The sequence below is a fragment of the Nonomuraea maheshkhaliensis genome (assembly GCF_039529435.1).
Taxonomy (GTDB): domain Bacteria; phylum Actinomycetota; class Actinomycetes; order Streptosporangiales; family Streptosporangiaceae; genus Nonomuraea; species Nonomuraea maheshkhaliensis.
Genome location: NZ_BAAAMU010000015.1, coordinates 68,841 through 90,119, shown reverse-complemented (window position 1 = coordinate 90,119; position 21,279 = coordinate 68,841). Strand labels below are relative to the sequence as shown.

The 21,279-nt window shown below is 70.9% G+C and carries 18 protein-coding genes; 11 read left to right on the top strand and 7 right to left on the bottom strand.

What is annotated here, in order from left to right; translation table 11 throughout:
* Position 1: 1 nt before the first annotated feature.
* The 4 genes from ABFX54_RS13110 to ABFX54_RS13095 all read right to left on the bottom strand — a co-directional run bounded on the left by ABFX54_RS13110 (position 2) and on the right by ABFX54_RS13095 (position 4,291).
* Positions 2-1,288, bottom strand: a complete 1,287-nt coding sequence (locus ABFX54_RS13110; RefSeq protein WP_346104549.1) for an extracellular solute-binding protein — start codon at positions 1,286-1,288, stop codon at positions 2-4.
* A 44-nt stretch (positions 1,289-1,332) separates the two neighbouring features.
* On the bottom strand, positions 1,333-2,199 hold the full coding sequence (locus tag ABFX54_RS13105; protein ID WP_346104547.1) for a carbohydrate ABC transporter permease: 867 nt from the start codon (positions 2,197-2,199) through the stop codon (positions 1,333-1,335).
* On the bottom strand, positions 2,183-3,145 hold the full coding sequence (locus ABFX54_RS13100; protein WP_346104545.1) for a carbohydrate ABC transporter permease: 963 nt from the start codon (positions 3,143-3,145) through the stop codon (positions 2,183-2,185). Before ABFX54_RS13100 ends, ABFX54_RS13105 begins: the two co-directional genes overlap by 17 nt.
* Before the next feature lie 192 nt (positions 3,146-3,337).
* The gene (locus ABFX54_RS13095) at positions 3,338-4,291 is read right to left on the bottom strand and encodes a LacI family DNA-binding transcriptional regulator (protein WP_346104543.1); all 954 of its coding nucleotides are present in this window, start codon (positions 4,289-4,291) and stop codon (positions 3,338-3,340) included.
* Between the two features lie 179 nt (positions 4,292-4,470).
* Here ABFX54_RS13095 and ABFX54_RS13090 point away from each other — a divergent pair, with 179 nt between their 5' ends.
* From ABFX54_RS13090 to ABFX54_RS13075, 4 genes are all read left to right on the top strand, one after another.
* Positions 4,471-5,397: an NAD-dependent epimerase/dehydratase family protein gene (locus ABFX54_RS13090; protein WP_346104541.1), complete on the top strand. Its 927-nt coding sequence runs from the start codon at positions 4,471-4,473 to the stop codon at positions 5,395-5,397.
* Positions 5,398-5,470: 73 nt separating this feature from the next.
* Positions 5,471-6,343, top strand: a complete 873-nt coding sequence (locus tag ABFX54_RS13085) for a 5-dehydro-4-deoxyglucarate dehydratase (RefSeq protein WP_346104539.1) — start codon at positions 5,471-5,473, stop codon at positions 6,341-6,343.
* Positions 6,340-7,392 (top strand): mandelate racemase/muconate lactonizing enzyme family protein, encoded by a 1,053-nt coding sequence (locus tag ABFX54_RS13080; protein WP_346104537.1) that lies wholly within the window; start codon positions 6,340-6,342, stop codon positions 7,390-7,392. The genes ABFX54_RS13085 and ABFX54_RS13080 overlap by 4 nt, the downstream gene beginning before the upstream one ends.
* Positions 7,392-9,383, top strand: a complete 1,992-nt coding sequence (locus ABFX54_RS13075) for a DUF6807 family protein (RefSeq protein ID WP_346104536.1) — start codon at positions 7,392-7,394, stop codon at positions 9,381-9,383. The genes ABFX54_RS13080 and ABFX54_RS13075 overlap by 1 nt, the downstream gene beginning before the upstream one ends.
* A gap of 9 nt (positions 9,384-9,392) precedes the next feature.
* Here the strand turns inward: ABFX54_RS13075 and ABFX54_RS13070 are convergent, their stop codons facing one another.
* Positions 9,393-10,151 (bottom strand): TetR family transcriptional regulator, encoded by a 759-nt coding sequence (locus ABFX54_RS13070; RefSeq protein WP_346104534.1) that lies wholly within the window; start codon positions 10,149-10,151, stop codon positions 9,393-9,395.
* A gap of 107 nt (positions 10,152-10,258) precedes the next feature.
* Between ABFX54_RS13070 and ABFX54_RS13065 the strand changes: the two genes are divergently transcribed.
* Genes ABFX54_RS13065 through ABFX54_RS13045 form a run of 5 tightly spaced genes read left to right on the top strand, consistent with a single transcriptional unit; the run spans position 10,259 to position 16,963 of the window.
* Positions 10,259-11,893: an ABC transporter substrate-binding protein gene (locus ABFX54_RS13065; protein ID WP_346104532.1), complete on the top strand. Its 1,635-nt coding sequence runs from the start codon at positions 10,259-10,261 to the stop codon at positions 11,891-11,893.
* A complete protein-coding gene (locus tag ABFX54_RS13060; protein WP_346104530.1) occupies positions 11,890-12,828 on the top strand; it encodes an ABC transporter permease in 939 nt (312 codons plus the stop codon). Before ABFX54_RS13065 ends, ABFX54_RS13060 begins: the two co-directional genes overlap by 4 nt.
* Complete coding sequence (locus ABFX54_RS13055) at positions 12,821-14,746, top strand: dipeptide/oligopeptide/nickel ABC transporter permease/ATP-binding protein (protein WP_346104528.1); 1,926 nt, start codon at positions 12,821-12,823, stop codon at positions 14,744-14,746. The genes ABFX54_RS13060 and ABFX54_RS13055 overlap by 8 nt, the downstream gene beginning before the upstream one ends.
* The gene (locus ABFX54_RS13050; protein ID WP_346104526.1) at positions 14,736-15,737 is read left to right on the top strand and encodes an ABC transporter ATP-binding protein; all 1,002 of its coding nucleotides are present in this window, start codon (positions 14,736-14,738) and stop codon (positions 15,735-15,737) included. Before ABFX54_RS13055 ends, ABFX54_RS13050 begins: the two co-directional genes overlap by 11 nt.
* 2 nt (positions 15,738-15,739) lie before the next feature.
* The gene (locus tag ABFX54_RS13045) at positions 15,740-16,963 is read left to right on the top strand and encodes an acyl-CoA dehydrogenase family protein (RefSeq protein WP_346104524.1); all 1,224 of its coding nucleotides are present in this window, start codon (positions 15,740-15,742) and stop codon (positions 16,961-16,963) included.
* An 84-nt stretch (positions 16,964-17,047) separates the two neighbouring features.
* On the opposite strand, the gene ABFX54_RS13040 is transcribed toward ABFX54_RS13045, so the two are convergent.
* Complete coding sequence (locus tag ABFX54_RS13040) at positions 17,048-17,431, bottom strand: tautomerase family protein (RefSeq protein ID WP_346104522.1); 384 nt, start codon at positions 17,429-17,431, stop codon at positions 17,048-17,050.
* Between the two features lie 60 nt (positions 17,432-17,491).
* Here ABFX54_RS13040 and ABFX54_RS13035 point away from each other — a divergent pair, with 60 nt between their 5' ends.
* Positions 17,492-17,956 carry a MarR family winged helix-turn-helix transcriptional regulator gene (locus ABFX54_RS13035; protein ID WP_346104520.1) on the top strand — a complete coding sequence of 155 codons (465 nt, stop codon included), beginning with the start codon at positions 17,492-17,494 and terminating at the stop codon, positions 17,954-17,956.
* 177 nt (positions 17,957-18,133) lie between these two features.
* Here the strand turns inward: ABFX54_RS13035 and ABFX54_RS13030 are convergent, their stop codons facing one another.
* The gene (locus tag ABFX54_RS13030; RefSeq protein WP_346104518.1) at positions 18,134-19,786 is read right to left on the bottom strand and encodes an alpha/beta hydrolase; all 1,653 of its coding nucleotides are present in this window, start codon (positions 19,784-19,786) and stop codon (positions 18,134-18,136) included.
* Between the two features lie 192 nt (positions 19,787-19,978).
* Between ABFX54_RS13030 and ABFX54_RS13025 the strand changes: the two genes are divergently transcribed.
* Positions 19,979-21,166 (top strand): sensor histidine kinase, encoded by a 1,188-nt coding sequence (locus ABFX54_RS13025; RefSeq protein WP_346104516.1) that lies wholly within the window; start codon positions 19,979-19,981, stop codon positions 21,164-21,166.
* The last annotated feature ends 113 nt before the right edge of the window (positions 21,167-21,279 follow it).

The following is a 21,279-nucleotide window of genomic DNA, read 5'->3' as shown; positions in this document are numbered from 1 at the left end:
ATCAACCAGCGATGGAGGCGTTGGCCTCCGTGATGAACTTCTGCGCGGCGTCGTCGGGGGTCATCCGGCCGAACATGACCTCTTCGGAGTAGCGCGTGAGGATGTCCTCCATGGCGCTGGCGCCCTTCGGCGGGGCGGCGGGCGGGTCGGTGAGCTCGCCCTTGGCCTCGTCGAGGAAGGCCAGCGTCTTCTTGTCGGCGTCAGGGAGCTTGTCCTTGACCGCCGCGAGCACCTTGGAGCTGGCGGGCAGGCCGCGGTCGCTCAGGATGATCGCGCCCGCCTCGGGGTCGTTGATCATGTAGTCGATGAACTTGGCCGCCTCGGCGGCGTGCTCGGACTTCGACGAGGCGCTGTAGAACATGGCCGGCTGCAGGAACATGCCGCCGGCGGTGGCGCCCTTGATCTTCGGCATCCTGAGCAGGTCGAGGTCCGAGCCGGACGCCTTGGCCGCCGCGCCGAGCTGGTTGCTCCACCACATGCCCATCGCGCCGGTGTTGGTGCCGAGCAGCGACTGGTCGATGCTGGTGGCGCCGATCTCGGAGCTCTTGGCCGCGTCGGGCGCGCCCTTGCCCTTGATCAGGTTCTGCATGATCGACCACCATTCCTTGATGGTCTCCGGCGTCAGGCCGAGCTTGTTGCCGGCGTAGAACTGCTCGCCCTTCTGGGTGGCGTAGATCTGCAGGTACGCCGGGTTCCAGCTGAGCTGGGTGCCGGTGACCTTGCCGCCGCTGCCGGCGGTGACCTTGTTGGCCAGCGCGATGTAGTCGTCCCACGTCCACTGCTTGTCGTCAGGCAACTCGGCCTTGGCCTGCTCGACCAGCGACTTGTTGACGAGCAGCGAGAAGGCGTTGACGCCGGTGGGGATGGCGTACTGCTTGCCGTCGATGGCGCCGGTGGTCAGCACCTTCGCGTCGACGTCGGCGGTGTTGACCTTGCTGGCCAGGTCGGCCAGGGTGCCGCGCTCGGCGTACTCGCGCAGGCCGCGGATCTCCAGGCTCATGACGTCGGGCGCGTCGCTGCCGGCGACCTTCGTGGACAGCGTCTCGTAGTAGCTGGCCCAGTCCGAGAACTCGCCCTCGACGTCGATCGTCGGGTTCTTCGCCTCGAACTTCTTGATGGCCTCCTCGGTCATCTTCTGCCGCGCGTCGCTGCCCCAGTAGGAGAAGCGCAGCTTGATCTTGCCGTCGGCGGGCTCGCCGCCGCCACCGCCGCTGCCGCAGGCCGCGGTGACCGCCAGCACAGCGGTGGCGAGCAGTGCCGCCGACCACATCTTCTTGCCAGAGCTCACGGCTCTACCTCCTAGGGGATGTTCTCTGTTGGGGGGTGGACGAACTACTTCAGGCCCGTGGTCGCCACACCACGGATCAGGTATTTCTGGCCTGCCAGGAAGAACCCGAAGATGGGGCCGAGCGCGATGATCGACATGGCGAACATCGGCCCCCACGACGAATCGCTGCTGGCGTCCAGGAACGTGCGCAACGCTACCGGTACGGTGAAATTGTCGGGATTGTTGAGATAGAGCAGCTGGCTGAGGAAGTCGTTCCAGGTCCAGATGAACGTGAAGATCGCGGTGGTGGCCAGGGCCGGCATGCACAGCGGCATGACGACCCTGATGAAGATGCGCCAGTAACCGGCGCCGTCGATCTCCGCCGCCTCGTCCAGCTCCCGCGGCAGCGTGCGGATGAACTGCACCATGAGGAAGATGAAGAACGCGTCGGTGGCCAGGACCTTGGGCATGACCAGCGGCCAGATCGTGTTGATCAGGTCGAGCTTCGAGAACATGATGTACTGCGGCACGATCGTCACGTGGTGCGGCAGCATGATCGTGCCCAGCATGATCGCGAACCACAGCTTCTTCAGCGGGAAGTTCAGCCGGGCGAAGGCGTAGGCCGCCAGCGAGCAGGCCACCAGGTTCGCCACCACCGACAGGACGGTGATCACCGCTGAGTTCCACAGGTAGTAGCCGAAGGGGTGCTTCAGCGCGTACCAGCCCTCGGTGTAGTTCTCGGTCGTGACCTGGCTGGGCCAAAGGCCCGGCTCGCGGAAGATGAGCTCTTCCGGCTTGAGCGAACTGGAGATCATCCAGAGCAGCGGATAGAGCATGACCAGGCCGAAGCCGATCAGCAGGATGTGCTTGACCACGGGTCCGCCGTTGAGCGGGCGGAACAGCACCGGGATCGGCCTACTTCGTGTCGCCATAGAAGACCCAATACTTGGAAGCGAGGAAGTTCACCCCGGTCAGCCCGGCGATGATCAGGAGCAGGACCCAGGCCATCGCGGCGGCGTAGCCCATGTCGTAGTTCTTGAACCCCTGGAGATAGAGGTAGAGCGTGTAGAACAGGGTGGAGTCGGCCGGGCCGCCCCTGCCGCCGCTCACGATGAACGCCTGGGTGAACGACTGGAACGACTTGATGAGCTCCAGCACGAGGTTGAAGAAGATGATCGGCGTCAGCAGCGGCAGCGTGATGGAGCGGAACTGACGAAGCCAGCCGGCCCCGTCCACGGCGGCGGCCTCGTAGTAGCTGCTCGGGATCTGCCGCAGCCCCGCCAGGAAGATGATCATCGGCGCGCCGAACGTCCACACGTGCAGGAGGATCAGCGTGCCCAGCGCGTAGTCGGGGTGGCCCACCCAGCCGGGCCCCTGGATGCCGAAGATCGACAGCACCGCGTTGACCAGGCCGTCGGCGCCGAAGACCTTGCGCCACAGGATCGCGATGGCGACGCTGCCGCCCAGCAGCGAGGGCAGGTAGAAGATCGAGCGGTAGATGGGCAGCCCGCGCAGCCCGCGGTCGAGCACGAGGGCCAGCGCGAGCGCGAAGGCCAGCTGCAGCGGCACCGAGACGATCACGTAGACCGTGGTCACCTTGAGCGAGTTCAGGAACCTCGGATCCTCGGTGAACATCTTGGTGTAGTTGTCGAGCCCGACCCACTTGGCCTCCTCCAGGAGGCTGTAGTCGGTGAACGACAGGTAGAGCGAGGCGAAGATCGGGCCGATCGTGATGACGAGCAGGCCGACGAACCAGGGCGCCAGGAAGAGATAGGCGGCCCGTGCCTCACGGCGGGACCGTTTCGTGGATCGGTGGCCGCCACGGGCCGGCCCGCTCGCCGAGCGCCGGGGTTTCACCGCCACCGAAACTTCTGTCATCACGGACCTTCCGGCAAGAAGTGGATGGATAGCGCTTTCCTATAGCTGGCAGGAAAGTTCCGTCAACCCTTTGCAGACGTTACATAGCCGTTACCGATATATCGCGACCGCATTTCCCCTGCTAGCACGCTCGTCCCGCAAATAAGTCAGATGAGTTACGATCCGGTTTAGTACAACCGTTTGCAGAGCCCGCTATCGTGGAGCCGCGGTGGAGTCCCTGATGACCAGCCGGGTCTCCAGCGACGTGGTGGCCGTCACCTCCTGGATGAGCAGATCGACCGCCAGCCGCCCGGCGGCGGCCGTGGGCATGGCGACCGTGGTGAGCTTCGGCCGGGACAGCCGCCCGGGCACGATGTCGTCGATCCCCACCACGCTCACGTCCGCCGGCACGCTCAGCCCGAGATCGCCGAGCCCCTCGATCAGGCCGATCGCGACCAGGTCGTTGTAGGCCAGCACGCCGGTCGCCCCCGAGTCCCGCACGCGGGCCGCCGCGGCGTACCCGCCGCGCTCGGTGGGCGCGTTGGGGCCCACGACGACGAGGTCCACGCCCGTCACCTGCTCGGCGGCCGTACGGATCTCGGCGCTCGTCCACGAGCCGGCCGGCCCCGACACCAGCGCGACCCGGGTGTGCCCGAGCCCGGCCAGGTGCTCGACCGCCAGCCTGGCGCCGTGCCCCACGTCCATCAGCACGGTGGCCGCGCCGCGCAGCCGCCGGTTGATCACCACGAACGGCACCTGCTCGGCCAGCCGTTCGAGCGCCTTGTTGGACGAGCGCGGGCTGCACAGCACCACGCCGTCCACCTGCTTGGAGAACGCCTGCACCAGCTCCTCCTCCGCGGCCGCCTCCTCGTCGGTGTCGGCCACGAACAGGTGGTAGTCGCGCTGGCGGGCCGCCGCGTGGGCCGCCTTGATCAGCGGCGGGAAGAACGGGTTGGCGATGTCGGCCACGATCAGGCCGAGATTGTGGGTGCGCCCGGTCGTGAGCGCCCTGGCCGCCCGGTTGGGCCGGTACCCCAGCTCCTCGGCCACCGTCAGCACCCTGGAGCGGGTGGCGGCGTTCACCATGTGGGGCGCGGAGAAGGTCCGGGACACGGTCGACACATGGACCCCGGACGCCCTGGCCACATCACGAATCGTCACTGTCACGTCGCACACCCTAACGCAACCGCTTGCAGGCGCTTGGAAGTCGGTGAAAGCGCTTGCCACCAGAACTCGCCGGGAATCCCCAGCTAGAGAGCTGGTGACGAAATCGCCTCTTGACGCCTCACCCTTGCTGACCCGAAGGTTTAGTGCAACTGTTTGCAGTCTTGAAGGAGCCACTCACGGTGAGCAGAGTCCTCGTCACCGGAAGCGCAGGACGCCTCGGCCGCAGCGTGGTCAGCACGCTCGCGGCGGCCGGGCACGAGGTCATCGGCGTGGACCGCGCCCCGGGCACCCCGGCGGAGGCGGCCGTCACGTTACCGGCCGACCTCACCGACACGGGTGAGACGTTCGAGGTGATCGCCAGGTTCCGGCCCGAGTCGGTGATCCACCTCGCCGCGATCGCCACTCCGTTCAGCTTCCCGGAATCGGTGATCTTCAGGGTCAACACCCGGCTCGCCTTCAACGTGTGCGAGGCGTCGGTGGCGCTCGGCGTGCCCGGCGTGGTGGTGGCCAGCAGCCCGACCGTCATGGGGTACGGCGCGCCGGGCGGGTGGGCGCCCCACTACCTGCCGATCGACGAGGAACATCCTGTTCTGCCGTGGAACGCGTACAACCTGTCCAAGGTGACCGCCGAGCAGACGATGCGGGCCTTCTCCCGGGCGGGGAAGACGAGGATGGCCGCGGTGCGGCCGTGCTTCGTGATCCCGCCCGAGGAGTGGGCGGGCGCGCCGACGCAGGCCGGTCACACCGTGCGCGAGCGGCTCGACCGGCCCGAGCTGGGCGGGGTGTCGCTGTTCAACTACATCGACTCGCGCGACGCCGCCGAGATGATCGCCGTGCTCGGCGAGGCGCTGCCCGAGCTGCCCAACGGCGAGATCTTCTTCGCCGGCGCGGCCGACGCGCTGGCCAGGAAGCCGCTGGCCGACCTGCTCCCCCAGGTCGTGCCCGGCACCGAGCCGTTCGCGGGCGCGCTGACCGGCACCACGCCGGCCTTCTCGACCGCCAAGGCGGAGCGCCTGCTCGGCTGGCAGCCCAAGCGAAGCTGGCGTACCGAGCTCAAGGACGACTCCCCCCTCCTCGCGGCGGCCGACCCGCACAGCCACCCGTGAGGGGATCCAGCGGCACCTGTCCGACTTTCCGTCCCGCCCGCAAGGCCGGGGTTTCTATCCTCAAGGAGATTCCGTGAATCTCAGCGGTGTGCTGTTCTTTCCCGTGACCCCGTTCGACGCCGGCGGCGCGCTCGCCGAGGAGGTGCTGGCCGAGCACGTGCGGCAGGGGATGGAGCACGGCCCCGGCGGCGTGTTCGCGGCCTGCGGCACGGGCGAGTTCTCCGCGCTGTCGGAGTCCGAGCACGCCCGGGCGGTACGGGTGGCCGCCGAGGTCGTGGCCGGCCGGGTGCCGGTGTTCGCGGGCGCGGGCGGGCCGCTCGGCGCCGCGCTGAACCAGGCGCGGGCGGCCAGGGAGGCGGGCGCGGACGGGCTGCTGCTGATGCCGCCGTATCTGGCCCAGGGGCCTGGGCACGGCTTCGAGGCGTACGTGCGGGCGGTGGCCGAGGTGCTGCCGGTGATCATCTACCAGCGCGGCTCCGTGGTGCTCGAACCGGAGGCCGTGGTCGCGCTGGCCGGCCTGCCCGGGGTGATCGGGCTCAAGGACGGCGTGGGCGACATCGACCGGATGCAGCGCATCGTGCTGGCCGTGCGCGAGTCGTACCCGGACTTCCTGTTCTTCAACGGGCTGCCCACGGCCGAGCTGACCATGCCCGCCTACCGGGGGCTCGGGGTCGAGCTGTACTCCAGCGCGGTGTTCGCGTTCGCGCCCGAGATCGCGCTGGCCTACCTGCACGGCGAGGAGCGGCTTCTCACCGAGTTCTACGCCCCGCTCGTCCGCCTGCGCGGCAAGGTCCCCGGCTACCCCGTCTCGCTGGTCAAGGCCGGCGTCCGGCTGCGCGGCCTGGACGTGGGCTCCGTGCGCCCGCCGCTGGTGGAGGTGAGCGGCGAGCACCTGGAGGAGCTGGAGACGCTGATCAAGACCGGGCTGGAACGGGTGGCGTCATGACGATCGCGGACCTGCGTAGCGAGCTGCGCACCGCCCCGCTGCCGCGGCCGTGGGGCGCGGACGTGCCGGCCAACCACGTGATCGTCACCCATGTCACGCTCGCCGACGGGCGTACCGGCACCGGCTTCTCGTGGACGCCGCAGATCGGCGCGCACGCGGTGCGGGCGCTGCTCGACCACGACATCCGGGAGGCGCTGATCGGGCTGCCCGCCCATCCCGAGGTGGTGTGGGACCGCCTGTGGCGGCACCTGCGCGAGGCGGGACCCGGCGGGATCACCACGGTCGCGCTGGCCGGCGTCGACCTGGCGCTGTGGGACCTGCGCTGCGGCGGCGAGGCGCTGCCCGACGTGCTGGGCCGCCGCCGCGACGAGCTCCCCGTGTACGGCAGCGGCGTCAACCTGCACTACCCGCTGGAGGAGCTGGTCGAGCAGGCCGGGCGCTGGGTCGCGGCCGGCTACCGGGGCGTCAAGATCAAGGTGGGCCGGCCCGACCTGGCCGAGGACGTGGCCAGGGTGGCCGCGGTGCGCGCGGTGATCGGCCCCGACCGGCTGCTGATGATCGACGCGAACCAGCGCTGGGACCTGCACAGGGCGCGGCGGGCGCTGGACGCGCTGCGCGAGTTCGGGCTGCACTGGATCGAGGAGCCGCTGCCCGCCGACGACGTGGCCGGGCACGTGGAGCTGCGCCGCTCGATCGACGTGCCGGTGGCGGTGGGCGAGAACGTCTACACCACGTACGGCTTCCGCGACCTGCTGGCGGCGGGCGCCTGCGACGTGGTCCAGCCGAACGTGGTGCGGGTCGGCGGCATCACGCCGTTCCTGCGGATCGCGGAGCTGGCCAGGACCTATGACGTGCCGGTCTATCCGCACCTGCTGAGCGAGGTGTCGGGACAGCTCGCCCTGGCCCTGCCGCTGCCGTCGATGGTGGAGGACGTGGAGGACGCCTCGTTCGGGCGGCTGGGGCTGCTGGCGGAGCCGTACCCCGTGGAGATCTCCGGCGGTGTGCTGCGGGCGAACGGCCGGGCCGGGCTCGGGCTGAGGTGGTCGTGATGGCGCCGGCGAAGGTCGTCCTGGCCGGGGCCCAGGGGCACGGACAGCACCATCTGGGCATTCTGCGCGAGCTGAGCGGGCGCGGGCTGGTCACGCTGGCCGGGATCTGCGACCTGCGGCCCGTGGAGGTGGACTTCGCCGCGCCGCCGCAGTCGTCCGACCTGGGCAAGCTGATCGCCGAGACGGGCGCGGAGTTCACCGTCGTCTGCACGCCGATCAACACCCACGCCGACCTCGCGGTGACCGCGCTGCGGGCGGGCTCGCACGTGCTGCTGGAGAAGCCGCCCGCGCCGAACCCCGACGAGCACCGCAGGATCGCCGCGGCGGTCGCGGAGACCGGACTGGCCTGCCAGGTCGGGTTCCAGTCGCTCGGCTCGACGGCCGTCCCCGCGCTGCGCGAGCTGATCGCGGGCGGCACGCTCGGCCGGGTGCGCGGCATCGGCGGCGCGGGCGCCTGGGCGCGTCCCGCCTCCTACTTCACCCGCTCCCCCTGGGCGGGCCGGCGCCGGCTGAACGGCGTGGACGTGATGGACGGCGCGCTGACGAACCCGTTCGCGCACGCCGTCGCGACCGCGCTGGCCATCGCCGACGCCCCGATCGCGGAGATCGAGACCGAGCTCTACCACGCGAACCCGATCGAGTCGGACGACACCTCCTGCCTGCGCGTCCGGCTGGAGGACGGGCTGACGATCACGATCGCGGTGACGTTGTGCGCGCCCGACGAGCAGCCGCGGCACGAGCCGTACGTGACCGTGCACGGCGACGCGGGCCGCGCCACGCTCTACTACACCCAGGACCGGCTCACGGTGGAACTGGCCGACGGCTCGGTCACGACGACCGCGCACGAGCGGACGGGCCTGCTGGAGAACCTCATCGACCACGCGCGCACGGGCGCGGAGCTGCTGGTGCCGCTGGCCGGCACCGAACGGTTCACGCGCGTGCTGGACGCGATCCGGCTGGCCCCAGAACCGGTGCCGATCCCCGAGCGGCACCAGATCGTGCACCGGGACGAGTCGGGCGCGGTGACCGGCCGGGTGCTGCCCGGCGTGGTCGGGCTGACCGACCTCAGCGCCAGGGAGCTGGCGCTCTACTCCGAGCTGGGCGCGGCGTGGACGCGGGTGGAGCTGCTGGTGTCGGGCCGGGAGGTGGCCGCCTACGACTGGCGTCCCGACCTGCCCGCCACCGACGCGCCCCGCCCGTACCTGTACGGGGTGCGCACGCTCGGCGGCGTGGAGGTGACCGAGGTCCGTCCCGAGGACCACGTGCACCACCTGGGCGTCGGCGTGGCGATCTCCGACCTCGGCGGGGCGAACTTCTGGGGCGGGCGCACGTACGTCAAGGACCTGGGGCCGGCCTGGCTGGCGGATCACGGCCGGCAGCGGCACGTGGCGTTCACCCGGCTGGAGGACGGCGGGTTCGTCGAGCAGCTGGAGTGGATCGGGCCCGGCGGCCTGATGGCCCGCGAGGAGCGGACGGTCACGGCCCGGCCGATCGGGGCGGCCTGGGCGCCGGACTCCCCGCCGCCCGGATCGGGCCGGACGCAGGACTCCCCGCCGGTCGGGGCCGCCTGGGCGCTGGATTTCGCGTTCACGCTCACCAACCTCACCGGCGCTCCGCTGACGATCCAGAGCTCGGCCACGAAGGGCCGGGCGGGCGCCGGCTACGGCGGCTTCTTCTGGCGCGCCCCCGGCACCTCCCACGCCCGCCGCACGCTCCCCGGCGACGAGCGGGCGGTGCACGGCAGCAGGGAGCCGTGGATCGCCCTGTCGGGCCGCACGCCGGAAGGCCGGGACTGGACGCTGATCTTCGTCCAGGCGGACGACCCGTGGTTCGTCCGGGTCGAGGAGTATCCGGGCGTGGGGCAGGCGCTGGCCTGGGACACGCCGCTGGTCGTCGACAGCACGCTGACCCGGCGGGTGGTCACGATCGTCGCCGACGGCAGGCTGAGCGAGGAGGAGGTGTCGGCACTCGCCGCCGAGGTGCGGCTCTGAGCGAACGCGTCACGGCCCGCCGGGAGCCGCCCCGTCCCCCGGAGCCGCCGCCGTTTCCTGAGCCTCGCCGGCCACCGCTTCCTGAGCCCCGTCCCCCGGATCGGCCTCGTCCTGAGGTCGCTCCGTGGGGGCGGCCTTGGCCGACGTGCTGCGCAGCAGCCTCAGGGCGCCGCGGGACAGGGCGGTCAGGATGTCGGCGGCCTCGTCCAGGTCGGGATAGCGCCCCTCCAGGTGCCCCATGGCCAGCGCGTTGGTGGCCGCGTTGATGCCCTCCGCGATCATCTCCAGCCGCCGCCCGTCGCGTTCGTCGTCGGCGTCGTGGCCGCGCGCGGCCAGGGCGGCGGCGAGGTGCTCGCGGTGGGCCGCCGCCGTCGCCACGGCGAAGTCGCGCAGCGAGGACGAGGGGTCGTACCTGGCTCTGAGCTGGATGCGCAGCAGCTCGGGGTGACGGCAGATGGCGACCAGCGGGATGCGGAACGTGTCGCGGTGCCGTTCGAGGTCGTCGGGGGCCTCGCGGGCCTTGCGGCGGGCCTCGCGCATGGCCGCGAACAGCCGCTCGCCGCCCTCGTCGGCGAGCACCCGCAGCAGCTCCTGCATGTCCTTGAAGTGCACGTAGAAGCTGGACTGCGCGATGCCGGCGGCCTTGGCGACCTTGACCGTGGACAGGCCCGCCTCGCCCTCCTCGTCCAGGATCGCCAGCGCGGCGCGGATGAGCCTGCGCCTGGTCAGATCCTTGGCCTCGCTTCTGGTCAGCGGTGTGCCCGTCATCGATCCCCTCCCCTCGTAACGATTGTCCCGCGGCACTTGTGCGGAATTTCACCGATAGTACTATCGGTGAAATTGCTCTCGGGGGATCAGCCGGGAGGAGGGCGTGAATGAGACGCTGGAGGACGCCGACCACGTTGGTGCTGGCCGCGACGGTGCTGCTGGCATGCAGCGGGCAACGGCCGGTCGCGGGGCCGGCGCAGTCAGGGGCGCCCGCGACGGGGCCCGCGACAGGGCCCGTGCAGGGCGGACGCCTGGTCTACGCGCTCAGCGCGGACGCCAACGGCTTCAACCCGATCAGCGACCAGTTCGCGGCGCAGAGCTACAGCATGGCGGGCACGATCATCGAAGCCCTGGTGAGCGTGGACGCCGAGGGCGACTGGAAGCCGTACCTGGCCGAGTCGCTCACCCCGAACGACACGTATGACGAGTGGACCATCAAGGTCAGGTCGGGCATCTCCTTCTCCGACGGCATGTCCCTGACCGGTGACATCGTCAAGGCCAACCTGGAGGCGCAGAAGAAGTCGCCGCTGACCGCGGCCGTCTTCGTGCCGATCAAGTCGTTCGAGCTGGCCGACCCCATGACGGTCAAGGTCGTGCTGAACCAGCCGTGGGTGGCCTTCCCCTACTACCTGTCCACGCAGACCGGCATGATCGTCCCGCCGGCGTCGCTGAACGACCCCAAGGCCGCCAGTCTCAAGCCGGTCGGCACCGGCCCGTTCCTCTTCAAGGAGTACGTGCCGGACAACCGCATGGTCGTCACCCGCAACCCGCGCTACTGGCGCCAGGGCCTGCCCCACCTGGACGAGGTCGAGTTCCGGATCCTGCCCGACAGCCAGACCAGGGCACAGACCCTCGAAGCCGGCGGCGTGGACGCCATCGGCACCTCCCGCGACGAGGACCTGACCAAGTTCGGCGCGCTCAAGGACGCCTACACGATCCACCGGGCTCAGGGCATGGCCGTGGCCGAGTACATGTTCCTGCTCAACACCGAGGTGGCCCCGCTCGACGACGTACGGGTGCGCAAGGCCATGGCCCACGCCACCGACAGGAAGGCCGTCATCTCGACCCTGCGCGGCGGGCTGACCGAGCAGGCCGACGGCCCGTGGTCGAAGGACTCCAAGTGGTACGCCCCCGGCGGCTATCCCGAGTACGACCTGGCCAAGGCGTCCGCGCTGGTCAAGGAGGTCGAGGCGGAGAAGGGCCCGATCCGCTTCGAGCTGATCTCCACCCCCGACCCCAACACCATGCAGGGCGTCGAGCTGGCCCAGGACATGTGGCGCAAGGCCGGCATGGAGGTGTCGATCAAGCAGGCCGACCAGGCCGACCTGATCAACCGCGCCATCACCGGCAACTTCACGGCCACCGTGTGGACGCAGTTCTCCGCCCAGGACCCCGACGGCGAGTACATCTGGATGCACCAGGGCTACGCCAAACCCATCGGCGCCGTCTCGCTCAACATGACCAGGCTCAAGGACGACGCGCTGAGCAAGGCGTTCGACGTCGGCCGGATGAACCCGGACGAGACCGCGCGCAAGGCGGCGTACAAGACCGTGCAGGAACGGCTGCGCGAGCTGGTGCCCTACATCTTCGTCGACCATCTCAACACCGGCGCCATCGTGGCCAGGACGAAGGTGCGCGGCATCGGCGAGCACGTGCTGCCCGACGGTGAGAAGGGCCTGCCGCTGACCGGCTCGCCCATCCCGTACCACCCGTTCGGCCAGCTCTGGGTCAGCGAGCGGTGATCGTCCTCCACCGGCTGATCCGGCTCCTGGTGGTGCTGGTCGTGGTGACCTTCCTCTCCTTCGTCCTGCTCAACCTGCTGCCCGGCGACCCGGTCACCCAGATCCTGGGCCTGTCGGCGACCGAGGAGGCCCGCGCCCAGCTCCGCCAGGAGCTGGGGCTGGACCAGCCGCTGCTGCTGCGCTACCTCGACTGGCTCGGCGGCCTGGTCACCGGCGACTTCGGCACCTCGTACATCACCCGGATGCCCGTCGGCGCCGAGCTGGCCGAGCGGCTGCCCGTCACGCTGGAGCTGCTGGTCGCGGCGCAGGTCATCGCGCTGGGGCTGGCCATCCCCGTGGGCGTGGCCGCTGCCCGCCGCGCGGGCCGTGCGCTGGACCAGGCGCTCACCGCGCTCAGCTTCGCGCTGCTGTCCACGCCCGTCTTCGTGCTGGGCGTGCTCCTGATCCTCGTGTTCGCGGTCACCTGGCAGGTGGTGCCCGCGACCGGGTGGACGCCCATCTCCCTCGACCTGGGCTGGAACCTCACCTCGGTCATCCTGCCCGCGGTCACGCTGGGCGCGGGGCAGCTCGCGGTGTACGCGCGGCTGCTGCGTACGGACCTGATCGCCACCCTCCAGGAGGACTACATCACGCTGGCGCGCGCCCGCGGCCTGTCCCCGCGCCGGATCCTGTGGCGGCACGCGCTGCGCCCCTCCGCGATCACCCTGATCACCGCCGTCGGCCTCAACCTGGGCGCGCTCATCGGCGGCACCGTGATCATCGAGACGCTCTTCGGGCTGCCCGGCGTCGGGCGGCTCATCGTCGACTCCATCTTTTCCCGCGACTACCTGACGGTTCAGGGAGGCGTCGTGCTGATCTCGGTCGGCTACGTGGTCGTCAACTTCGCGGTGGACCTGGTGTATGCCGCCGTCGATCCCAGGATCAGGCGTGCGTAGGCGGGCGGGGCTGGGCTTCTGGCTGGCGGCCGGCTGGATCGGGCTGATCCTGCTGGCCGCGCTCCTGGCCGACCTGCTGCCGTTCGCCCGTTATGACGAGACGCTCGCCGGGCCGCCCCAGTCGGGTCCCAGCGCCGCGCATCCGTTCGGCACCGACGGTCTCGGCCGCGACGTGCTCAGCAGGGTCGTGTACGGCGCCCGCGTCTCCCTCGGCGTCGGCATCGGCGCCGTCCTGCTCGGCCTGGGCATCGGCGCGCCGCTCGGCATCCTGGCCGGCTACCGCCGCAAGGCCGCGGACGCGGTCATCATGGCGGTCAACGACGTGGCGCAGGCGTTCCCGGCGCTGGTGTTCGCGCTGGCCGTGGTCGCCTTCGCCGGGGCCAACCTGCGTAACGTGCTGATCGTGCTGGGCGTGCTCGGCGTCCCCTCCTGGGTCCGGCTCATCAGGGGCGCCACGCTCACCTTCGCCGAGCGCGAGTTCGTGCTGGCCGCCCGCGTGCTGGGCACCCGCGACCGGCGCATCCTGTGGCGGGAGATCGTGCCGAACGTGGCGGTGCCGGCGGCGTCGTACGCGTTCATCGGCATGGCCGTGGTCGTCGTCGCCGAGGGCAGCCTGGCCTTCCTGGGCCTGTCCGTCCAGGCGCCCACCCCGACCTGGGGCGGGCTGATCAACGAGGGCCGCACGCTCATGGAGACCGCGCCCCACGTGGTGCTGGCGCCCTCGATCGCCATGTTCCTGACCGTGCTGTCGTTCAACCTGGTGGGCGACCGGCTGCGGTCGTTGACGGACGTCCGGGAGAGCGGCCTCGAACCGGTGCGCCAGGCCGCCCCCGCGCTGCCCGCCACCACGCATCCCGTCCGCGACGTCCTGCTCCAGGTGGAGGAGCTGCGCACCCACTTCGTCACGCCGCGCGGCCTGGTCAAGGCCGTGGACGGGGTCTCGTTCACCCTGGAGCGCGGCCGGACGCTGGCCATCGTCGGCGAGTCGGGATCGGGCAAGTCGATGCTGATCCGTTCCGTTCTGGGCCTGCTGCCCGGCACGTCGGTCAGGGGCGGGAACGTGTACCTGTCGGGCGACGACCTGACCTCCTGCACCGCCGCCGAGATGCGCTCGGTGCTCGGGCCGCGGCTCGGCACCGTCTTCCAGGACCCGATGACCGCGCTGAACCCGGTGCGCACCATCGGCACCCAGGTCATGGAGCCGCTGCGGGTGCACATGCACCTGACCCGCCGGCAGGCCCGCGCGGAGGCGGCGGAGCTGCTGGCCTCGGTCGGCATCCCCGACCCCGTACGGATGCTGCGCCGCTACCCCCACCAGCTCTCCGGCGGGATGCGGCAGCGGGTGACGATCGCGATGGCGCTGTCGTGCCGGCCCGACGTGCTGTTCGCGGACGAGCCCACCACCGCGCTCGACGTGACCATCCAGGACCAGGTGCTGCGGCTGCTGCACCGGCAGCGCGAGGAGCGCGACATGGCTGTGGTCCTGGTCAGCCACGACCTGTCCGTGGTGGCCAGGTGGGCGGACGAGGTGATCGTCATGTACGCCGGCAAGGTGGTCGAACGGGGGCCGGCGGCCGAGGTGTTCGCGCGGCCCCGGATGCCGTACACGGAGGCGCTGCTCCAGGCGGCGCCCCGGCTGACCGACCCCGTGCACCATCGGCTCAGGGTCATCCCGGGCCGGCCGCCCGACCTGGTGGACCTGCCCGAGGGGTGCGCGTTCCGGGCGCGGTGCGCGTACGCGGACGAACGGTGCGAGGCGGAGGCGCCGCCACTGTTCGAGGACGCGCACGACCGTCGCCGCTACGCCTGCTGGCACCCGCGCGGGCGGGCCGCCCTGGACGGGACGACGACGGCGCCGTCCTCCGACGTCATGGACATCACGGAAGTCACGGAAGGGGCTGACGGCGGTGGCCGGTAGCGGAAGCGCTCACCTGCGTCCTCGTGACGAGGTGCTGCTGCGGGTGGAGGATCTGGTCGTGGAGTTCCCCGCCGGCCGCGGCCGCACCGTCAGCGCGGTCTCCGGGGTGAGCTTCGACCTGGCGCGCGGCGAGACGCTCGGCATCGTCGGCGAGTCGGGCTGCGGCAAGTCCAGCGCGGCGCGGGCGCTCGTGCAGCTCCCGCCGCCCCGCTCCGGCTCCGTACGGCTCGACGGACTCGAACTGACCGCGCTGCGGGGCGAGGCCCTGCGCAGAACCCGCCGCCGCCTCCAGATGATCTTCCAGGACCCCATCTCCTCACTCAACCCGCGCCGTCGCGTCCGCGAGATCGTCGGCGAGGGCCCGCGCGTGTGGAACCTGCCCGGCGACCGGGTGGACGAGGTGCTGGAGGCGGTCGGTCTCGATCCGGCGACGGCGGCGGTACGGCGGCCGCACGAGTTCTCCGGCGGGCAGTGCCAGCGCATCTCGATCGCCAGGGCACTGATCCTCGATCCCGAGGTGGTGATCTGCGACGAGCCGGTGTCGGCGCTGGACGTCTCGGTGCAGGCCCAGATCCTCGGCCTGCTGGAGGATCTCAAGGACCGCTACCGGCTCACGCTCGTCTTCATCGCCCACGACCTGGCCGTGGTGAAGAACGTCAGTGACCGGATCATGGTGATGTATCTCGGCAAGGTGTGCGAGCTGGCGCCGAGCGCCGACCTGATCGGCCGGCCGGCGCATCCGTACACGCGGGCCCTGATCGCCTCCATCCCCGGCGGCGGCCTGGACCTCCCGCCCGCCGACCAGCTCATCAGCGGCGAGCCGCCGTCGCCGGTCAGCCCGCCGGCGGGGTGCCGCTTCCGTACGCGCTGCCCGCGGGCGGCGGCGCGGTGCGCCGAGGAGGAGCCCACGATCCGGCGGATCGGCGCGGACCACTGGCTCGCCTGCCACTACCCAGAGACGTCACCTGTCCCCGCCTTTCCCAAGGAGTGAGCATGGCCATCGATTTCACCCTCTCCCCCGAGCACGAGGAGATCCGCAAGCGGGTCCGCGCCTTCATCCAGGGCACGGTCGTTCCCGCCATGGCGGAGGTGCGGGACGACGACCGCGACGCGTACCTCCGCACGATCTTCCGCCTGCGCTCGCTCGCCAAGGCCGAGGGGCTCTGGCTGCCGCACATGCCGAAGGAGTGGGGCGGCATGGGCCTGGGGCACGTGGAGCTGGCCATGGTGCAGTCTGAGGCGGCCAAGACCCGCATCGGCCCGTGGGTGCTCAACTGCCAGGCGCCGGACGAGGGCAACATGCACACCCTGCTGCACTGGGCGGACGACGCGCAGAAGGAGAAGTACCTGCGCCCGCTGCTCGACGGCGTCCAGATGTCCTGCTTCGCCATGACCGAGCCCGAAGTCGCCGGCTCCGACCCCACGCTCATCCGTACGGAGGCGGTTCAGGACGGCGACGAGTGGGTGATCAACGGCCACAAATGGTTCATCTCCAACGCCCGCCGGGCCAGTTTCGCCATCCTCATCGCCAGGACGGAGCAGGACGTGCCGGAGGGCTCGCGCGGGGCCAACACCGCCTTCCTCGTCGACCTGCCCAACCCCGGCTGGAACGACGTGCGCGAGGTCGAGACCATGCACGGCTCCACCGGCCACAGCGAGATCGTCATCAAGGACCTGCGCCTGCCCGGCACCGCGATCCTCGGGGGCCGCGGCAACGGCCACCGCCTGGGCCAGTACCGGCTCGGCCCCGCCCGGCTGGCCCACTGCATGCGCTGGATCTCGCAGGCGGAGACGGCCCTGGACATGATGGTCGACCGCGCGCTCAAGCGCTACAGCCACGGCTCCCTGCTGGCCGAGAAGCAGGGCATCCAGTGGCTGATCGCCGACTCGGCCATGGAGCTCTACCAGTGCAAGCTCATGGTCCTGCACGCCGCCTCCAGGATCGACAAGGGCGAGGATTTCCGTACGGAGGTGTCGATGGCCAAACACTTCGTGGCGGGCAGCCTCAACCGCATCATCGACCGCGCGATCCAGGTGCACGGCGCCCTCGGCTACTCGACGGACACGCCGCTGGCCGGTATGTTCCAGCACGCCCGCTGGGCCCGCTTCGCCGACGGGGCCGACGAGATCCACCAGATGCGCATCGCGGAGCGCACGATCGCCGCCTACCAGGCAACCGGCTCCACCAGCGCGGCCACCGGCAACCTCCCCCTGTGACCCGGCACGGCCTTTTCTCCGGCATGCGCTTCGCTCCGGCACGACCCCCTAGAACGGCGCACCAAGCGAAGACTCCGGGTGGGGCTATTCGGGGATGATCCCGCCGAGGCCGGAGCGGCCCTCAGGCATCGCGACGAGGTCGATGCTGGTGCCGGCGCGTGTCTCCGCGCCGAGGACGTCGGCCACCGCGTCGGTCAGGCCGGCGACCAGCCGGGCCGCGATCTCCTTGCCGCCGGGCCGGGTCAGGGCCGCCTCGCGGATGCCGAACGTGATCGCGGCCGCGGCGTCGTCGACGACCTTGCCGCCGACGGCCCAGCGCCCCCGGGGCACGCCGTCGAGATGGACGACCACCAGGTCGCGGGCCCACTCCCCGTAGACCTGAACGACGGCCTCGGTCAGCGCGGCGATCAGTTCCGGCTCGCGGCCGGACAGCTTACTCTCGGGCAGGCGTGCGGTCAGATGTGGCATGGTCGAGACCTCCGTTTGTTTGCAAAACATATTTGATAGCAAAGGTAACAGGGTGAAGAGATGAGCGCCAGCGACGGTATGACGACGGCTCAGGCGGTCCGATCGATGCTGCTGTTGATGCCCAGGCTCGTCGGGCGGGCGAAGCGGCTGCCGGTCCCGGCCGCCCTGCGCGGGCTGGACCTCGCCCCCCGCCACCTCGCCCTCCTGGCCCACCTGCAGTACGAAGGCCCGCTGACGGTGAGCCAGCTGGCCGAGCGGCTGGAGGTGGCGCACACCACCGTCAGCCTCATGGTCGGCGACCTGTCCCGTCTCGGCGTACTGACCAGGAAGGAGGACGACGCCGACCGGCGCCGCAGGATCGTCGCGATCGCCCCCGACTACGCGGCCCCGATCACCGAGTGGCTCTCCGGCAGCGCCGCCGCGTGGACGGAGGTGCTGGCCGCGCTCACCCCCGCAGAACGAGCGACGATCGTGGCCACGATGCGCGCCTACGAGGCTGCCCTGGACGCACACTCCGGCACCTGATCCGAAGGCACGGCGGCGAGCACGGCTCAGCCCCCGGTCGTGGACCGGGGGCTGAGGGTCGGGGGCCGAAGGCTGAGGGCCCGGGAACTGAGGGCCCGGGAACTGAGGGCCCGGGAGCTGAGGACCCGGGAGCTGAGGACCGGCGGCTGAGCGGCGGGCTTGACGGTCAGGACGCGGTCAGGACTTGGGGCCGGCGCAGGTGAGGTCCTTGGCCGGCAGGGTCCCCTCGGTCAGGAACGCGACGGTGGCCTGGTCGGCGCAGGCCGAGCCAGTGCCGTAGGCGAAGTGGCCGCCGTGCTCGACCCCGACGAAGCCGGCCCGGTCACCCAGCGCCTTGCGCATCCCCCGGCCCGCCGCCCACGGCGTGGCATTGTCGCGGCGGTTCTGCAGGATCAGCACGTTACGCGGACCGTGCGAGGTGACCTTGACCAGCGGCTCGATCGGCTTCTTCGACCAGAACGCGCACGGCAGGATGTTGTTCGGCATGCCGCCGCTCAGCGGGTACTTCGCGCGGGCGCCCGCGACGGCCTTGGCGTAGGAGTCCACGTCGCGCGACCAGGTGGTGTCGCCGCAGATCATGGCCAGTGCCATGGTGACCTGGTTGTCCGCCGGCACGCCCTTCGCGGGCGGGGTGTCGGCGAAGATCTGCCGGAGCACGGCGACGTCCGCGTCCGTCGGAGCCTTGCCCTCGGACAGACCGGCCATCGCCTTCCAGAACTGGGTGAGCGGCGCGAGCGTCTCGTTGCGCTGCAACATCTGGTACGTGACACCGCGCAGCAGCCCACCGCTGACGGCCACCGGCGCACCCGGCACCGTGGCCGGCCTCCGGTCGAGGCGGTCGGCCAGCGCGAGGAAGGAGTCGGTGACCTCCTTGAGGGTGTCGCCCAGCCCGAGGCCGGCGTCGTTCGCCGCGGCGACGCGGGCGGCGTCGGGGAACCGGTCGTTCATGCCCTGGTTCCAGGTGTTCAGCATCTTCGCCCACGCCTTGTTGGGGTCGACGTTGCCCTCCAGCACCATCCGGTCGGTGTTGCGCGGGAACAGCGAGGTGTAGACCGCGCCGAGGTAGGTGCCGAAGGACTGGCCCCAGTAGGAGAGCTTCCGCGCGCCGAGAGCCCGGCGGATGCGATCCATGTCACGCGCCGTGTTCGCGCTGGTGAAGTACTGGAGCCTGGCCCCGACGGTCGCGCACTGCGCGGCGACGGAGCGTGCGGTGGCGACGTTCTCCTTGATCGAGCCGCCGGCGCCGGGATAGGGGAACACGGCGAGCAGGCCGGCGGCGCCGGGAAGACCGCAACTCATCGGAGTGCTGTGGCCGACACCGCGCGGGTCGAACCCGATCAGGTCGTACGAATCCCGCACCTTCTTCGGCAGCGTGAGCGCCATCTGACCGGGCATGTCCAGGCCCTGCAGCCCCGGCCCGCCCGGGTTGAACAGCAGGTCGCCGCGCTTCTTGCCGGGCTTGGCGGTGGCGATCCTGGAGACCGCGACGGTGATGCTCTCCCCGCGGGGGCGGCGGTAGTCCAGCGGCACCTCGACCGTGCCGCAGGTCTGCCGGGGATCCCGCTTGGCGCCCGGCGCGAGCTCCGGGCACTCACCCCACTTGATCGACTTCTGCACGGTGCCCGCGCCCGCCTCGGCCCTGGCGTTCCCTTCGCCCCTGACGCTCACCCCGGCGGTGGCACCCGCCTCGGCCAGGGCACCCGTCTCGGCCCTGATGCCCGCCTCAGCCTTGGCGCTCGCCGGCTGCCCGCCGATGACCGCCCCCGCCGCCGCGACCGCGGCCAGACTGCCGGCGATGACGACGCGTACCCGAATGCTGCTGCTCTCCATGATGCTGCCCTTCCGAAGTCCCTTTTAGCGCCGTGTTCCGGCTTCGCGGCCGGCCGTGCTCGCCGGCCGCTGAGAAGAAAAGTAGGAGTCGAGGGCCCTGTCCCGAATCACTGCGCTGCGGACATTCCGTGTCCCTCACATGAGGGACAAAGGCGGCAACATCCACGATCGGAGATCGCTAGGCTCTGGGCCATGCCGGGTACCTGGGCCGGCGACCTCTTACAGAGGTCGCTGAACGTGTGGCGCGTCTACGACGCCGCGGTGTGGGATCGGTGGCTGGCCGCCGGGTTCACCGGGCTGGCGTTCGTACCGGCGCTGTCGATCATGAGCGTCCAGTTCGGCAACCTGCCAGAACGCCCGGCCGACGCGTTCACGGTCGTCCTGATCCTGGCGCAGACGCTGCCGCTCGCCGTACGCACCCGGTGGCCCGCCGCGTGCCTGGTGATCAACAGTGCGGCTTTCGTGGTCCACGAGACGCTCGGCTACCCGATGCAGTTCGGCACCGTGACGATCTACGTCGCGCTGTACTCGGCGGGCGCACACCAGGAGCGATTCCGTCGCGCCATCGTCATCGTGGCTTCGGTCGCATACGTCATGCTCTGCGTGATCATGCTCCTGCTCGGCTCACCGGTCGTGCTGAGCGAGTTCCTGGTGTTCTACCTGCTGTTCGCCGCGTGCTGGGTGGGCGGCGCCTTCGTCCGCGGGCAACGGCTCCAGGAGGTCGAGCGACGCCGGCTGGCCGCCGTGGCCGCGGCCGCCGCAGAGCGGGCCCGCATCGCGCGGGAGCTGCACGACGTGGTGACCCACCACGTCACCGGCATCGTCGTACAGGCCGACGCGACGCAGTTCGTGGCCTCGTCACCGGACCGCGTGGTCACGGCGTTGTCCACGATCGGCGACTCCGGCCGCCGCGCCCTGGCCGAGCTGCGCCACCTGCTGAACGTGCTGGAAGCGACCGGCGAGTCGGCCAGGCCCGTCGTGGGCAGCGTGCGAGAGCTGATCGAACAGACCAGAAGCGGCGGCCAGCCGGTCGAACTCGTGGAGGACGGCGACCGGCCCGCGCTCCCGGTCGGCGCGGGACTGGCCGTGTACCGGGTGGTGCAGGAGGGCCTGACGAACGCCGTCAAATACGCCGAAGCCAGCCCGACCGCCGTACGGATCGGTTACTGGGACGATCGGGTGGAGGTCGAGGTGACGAACGCCGCCGCCGCGGTCTCCGTCGGCGCGCGAGGCGACCTGTCCGGCGGCCGCGGCCTGACCGGCCTCCGCGACCGGATCGGCGCGCTGGGCGGCGAGCTGTCCGCGGGCGAGCAACCTGATGGCGGCTTCCGACTGCACGTGTCGATCCCCTTGAGCGGCGCCTTGGGCGATGCGGAATGACCACGACCTCTGTAAGCGGTGCGGAATGACCATGACCCCTACGGGCGGGTGCCGAACGACCACGGTCCCCGCAGACGGTGCCCAACGACCACGCCCCCACAGACGGTGCCCAA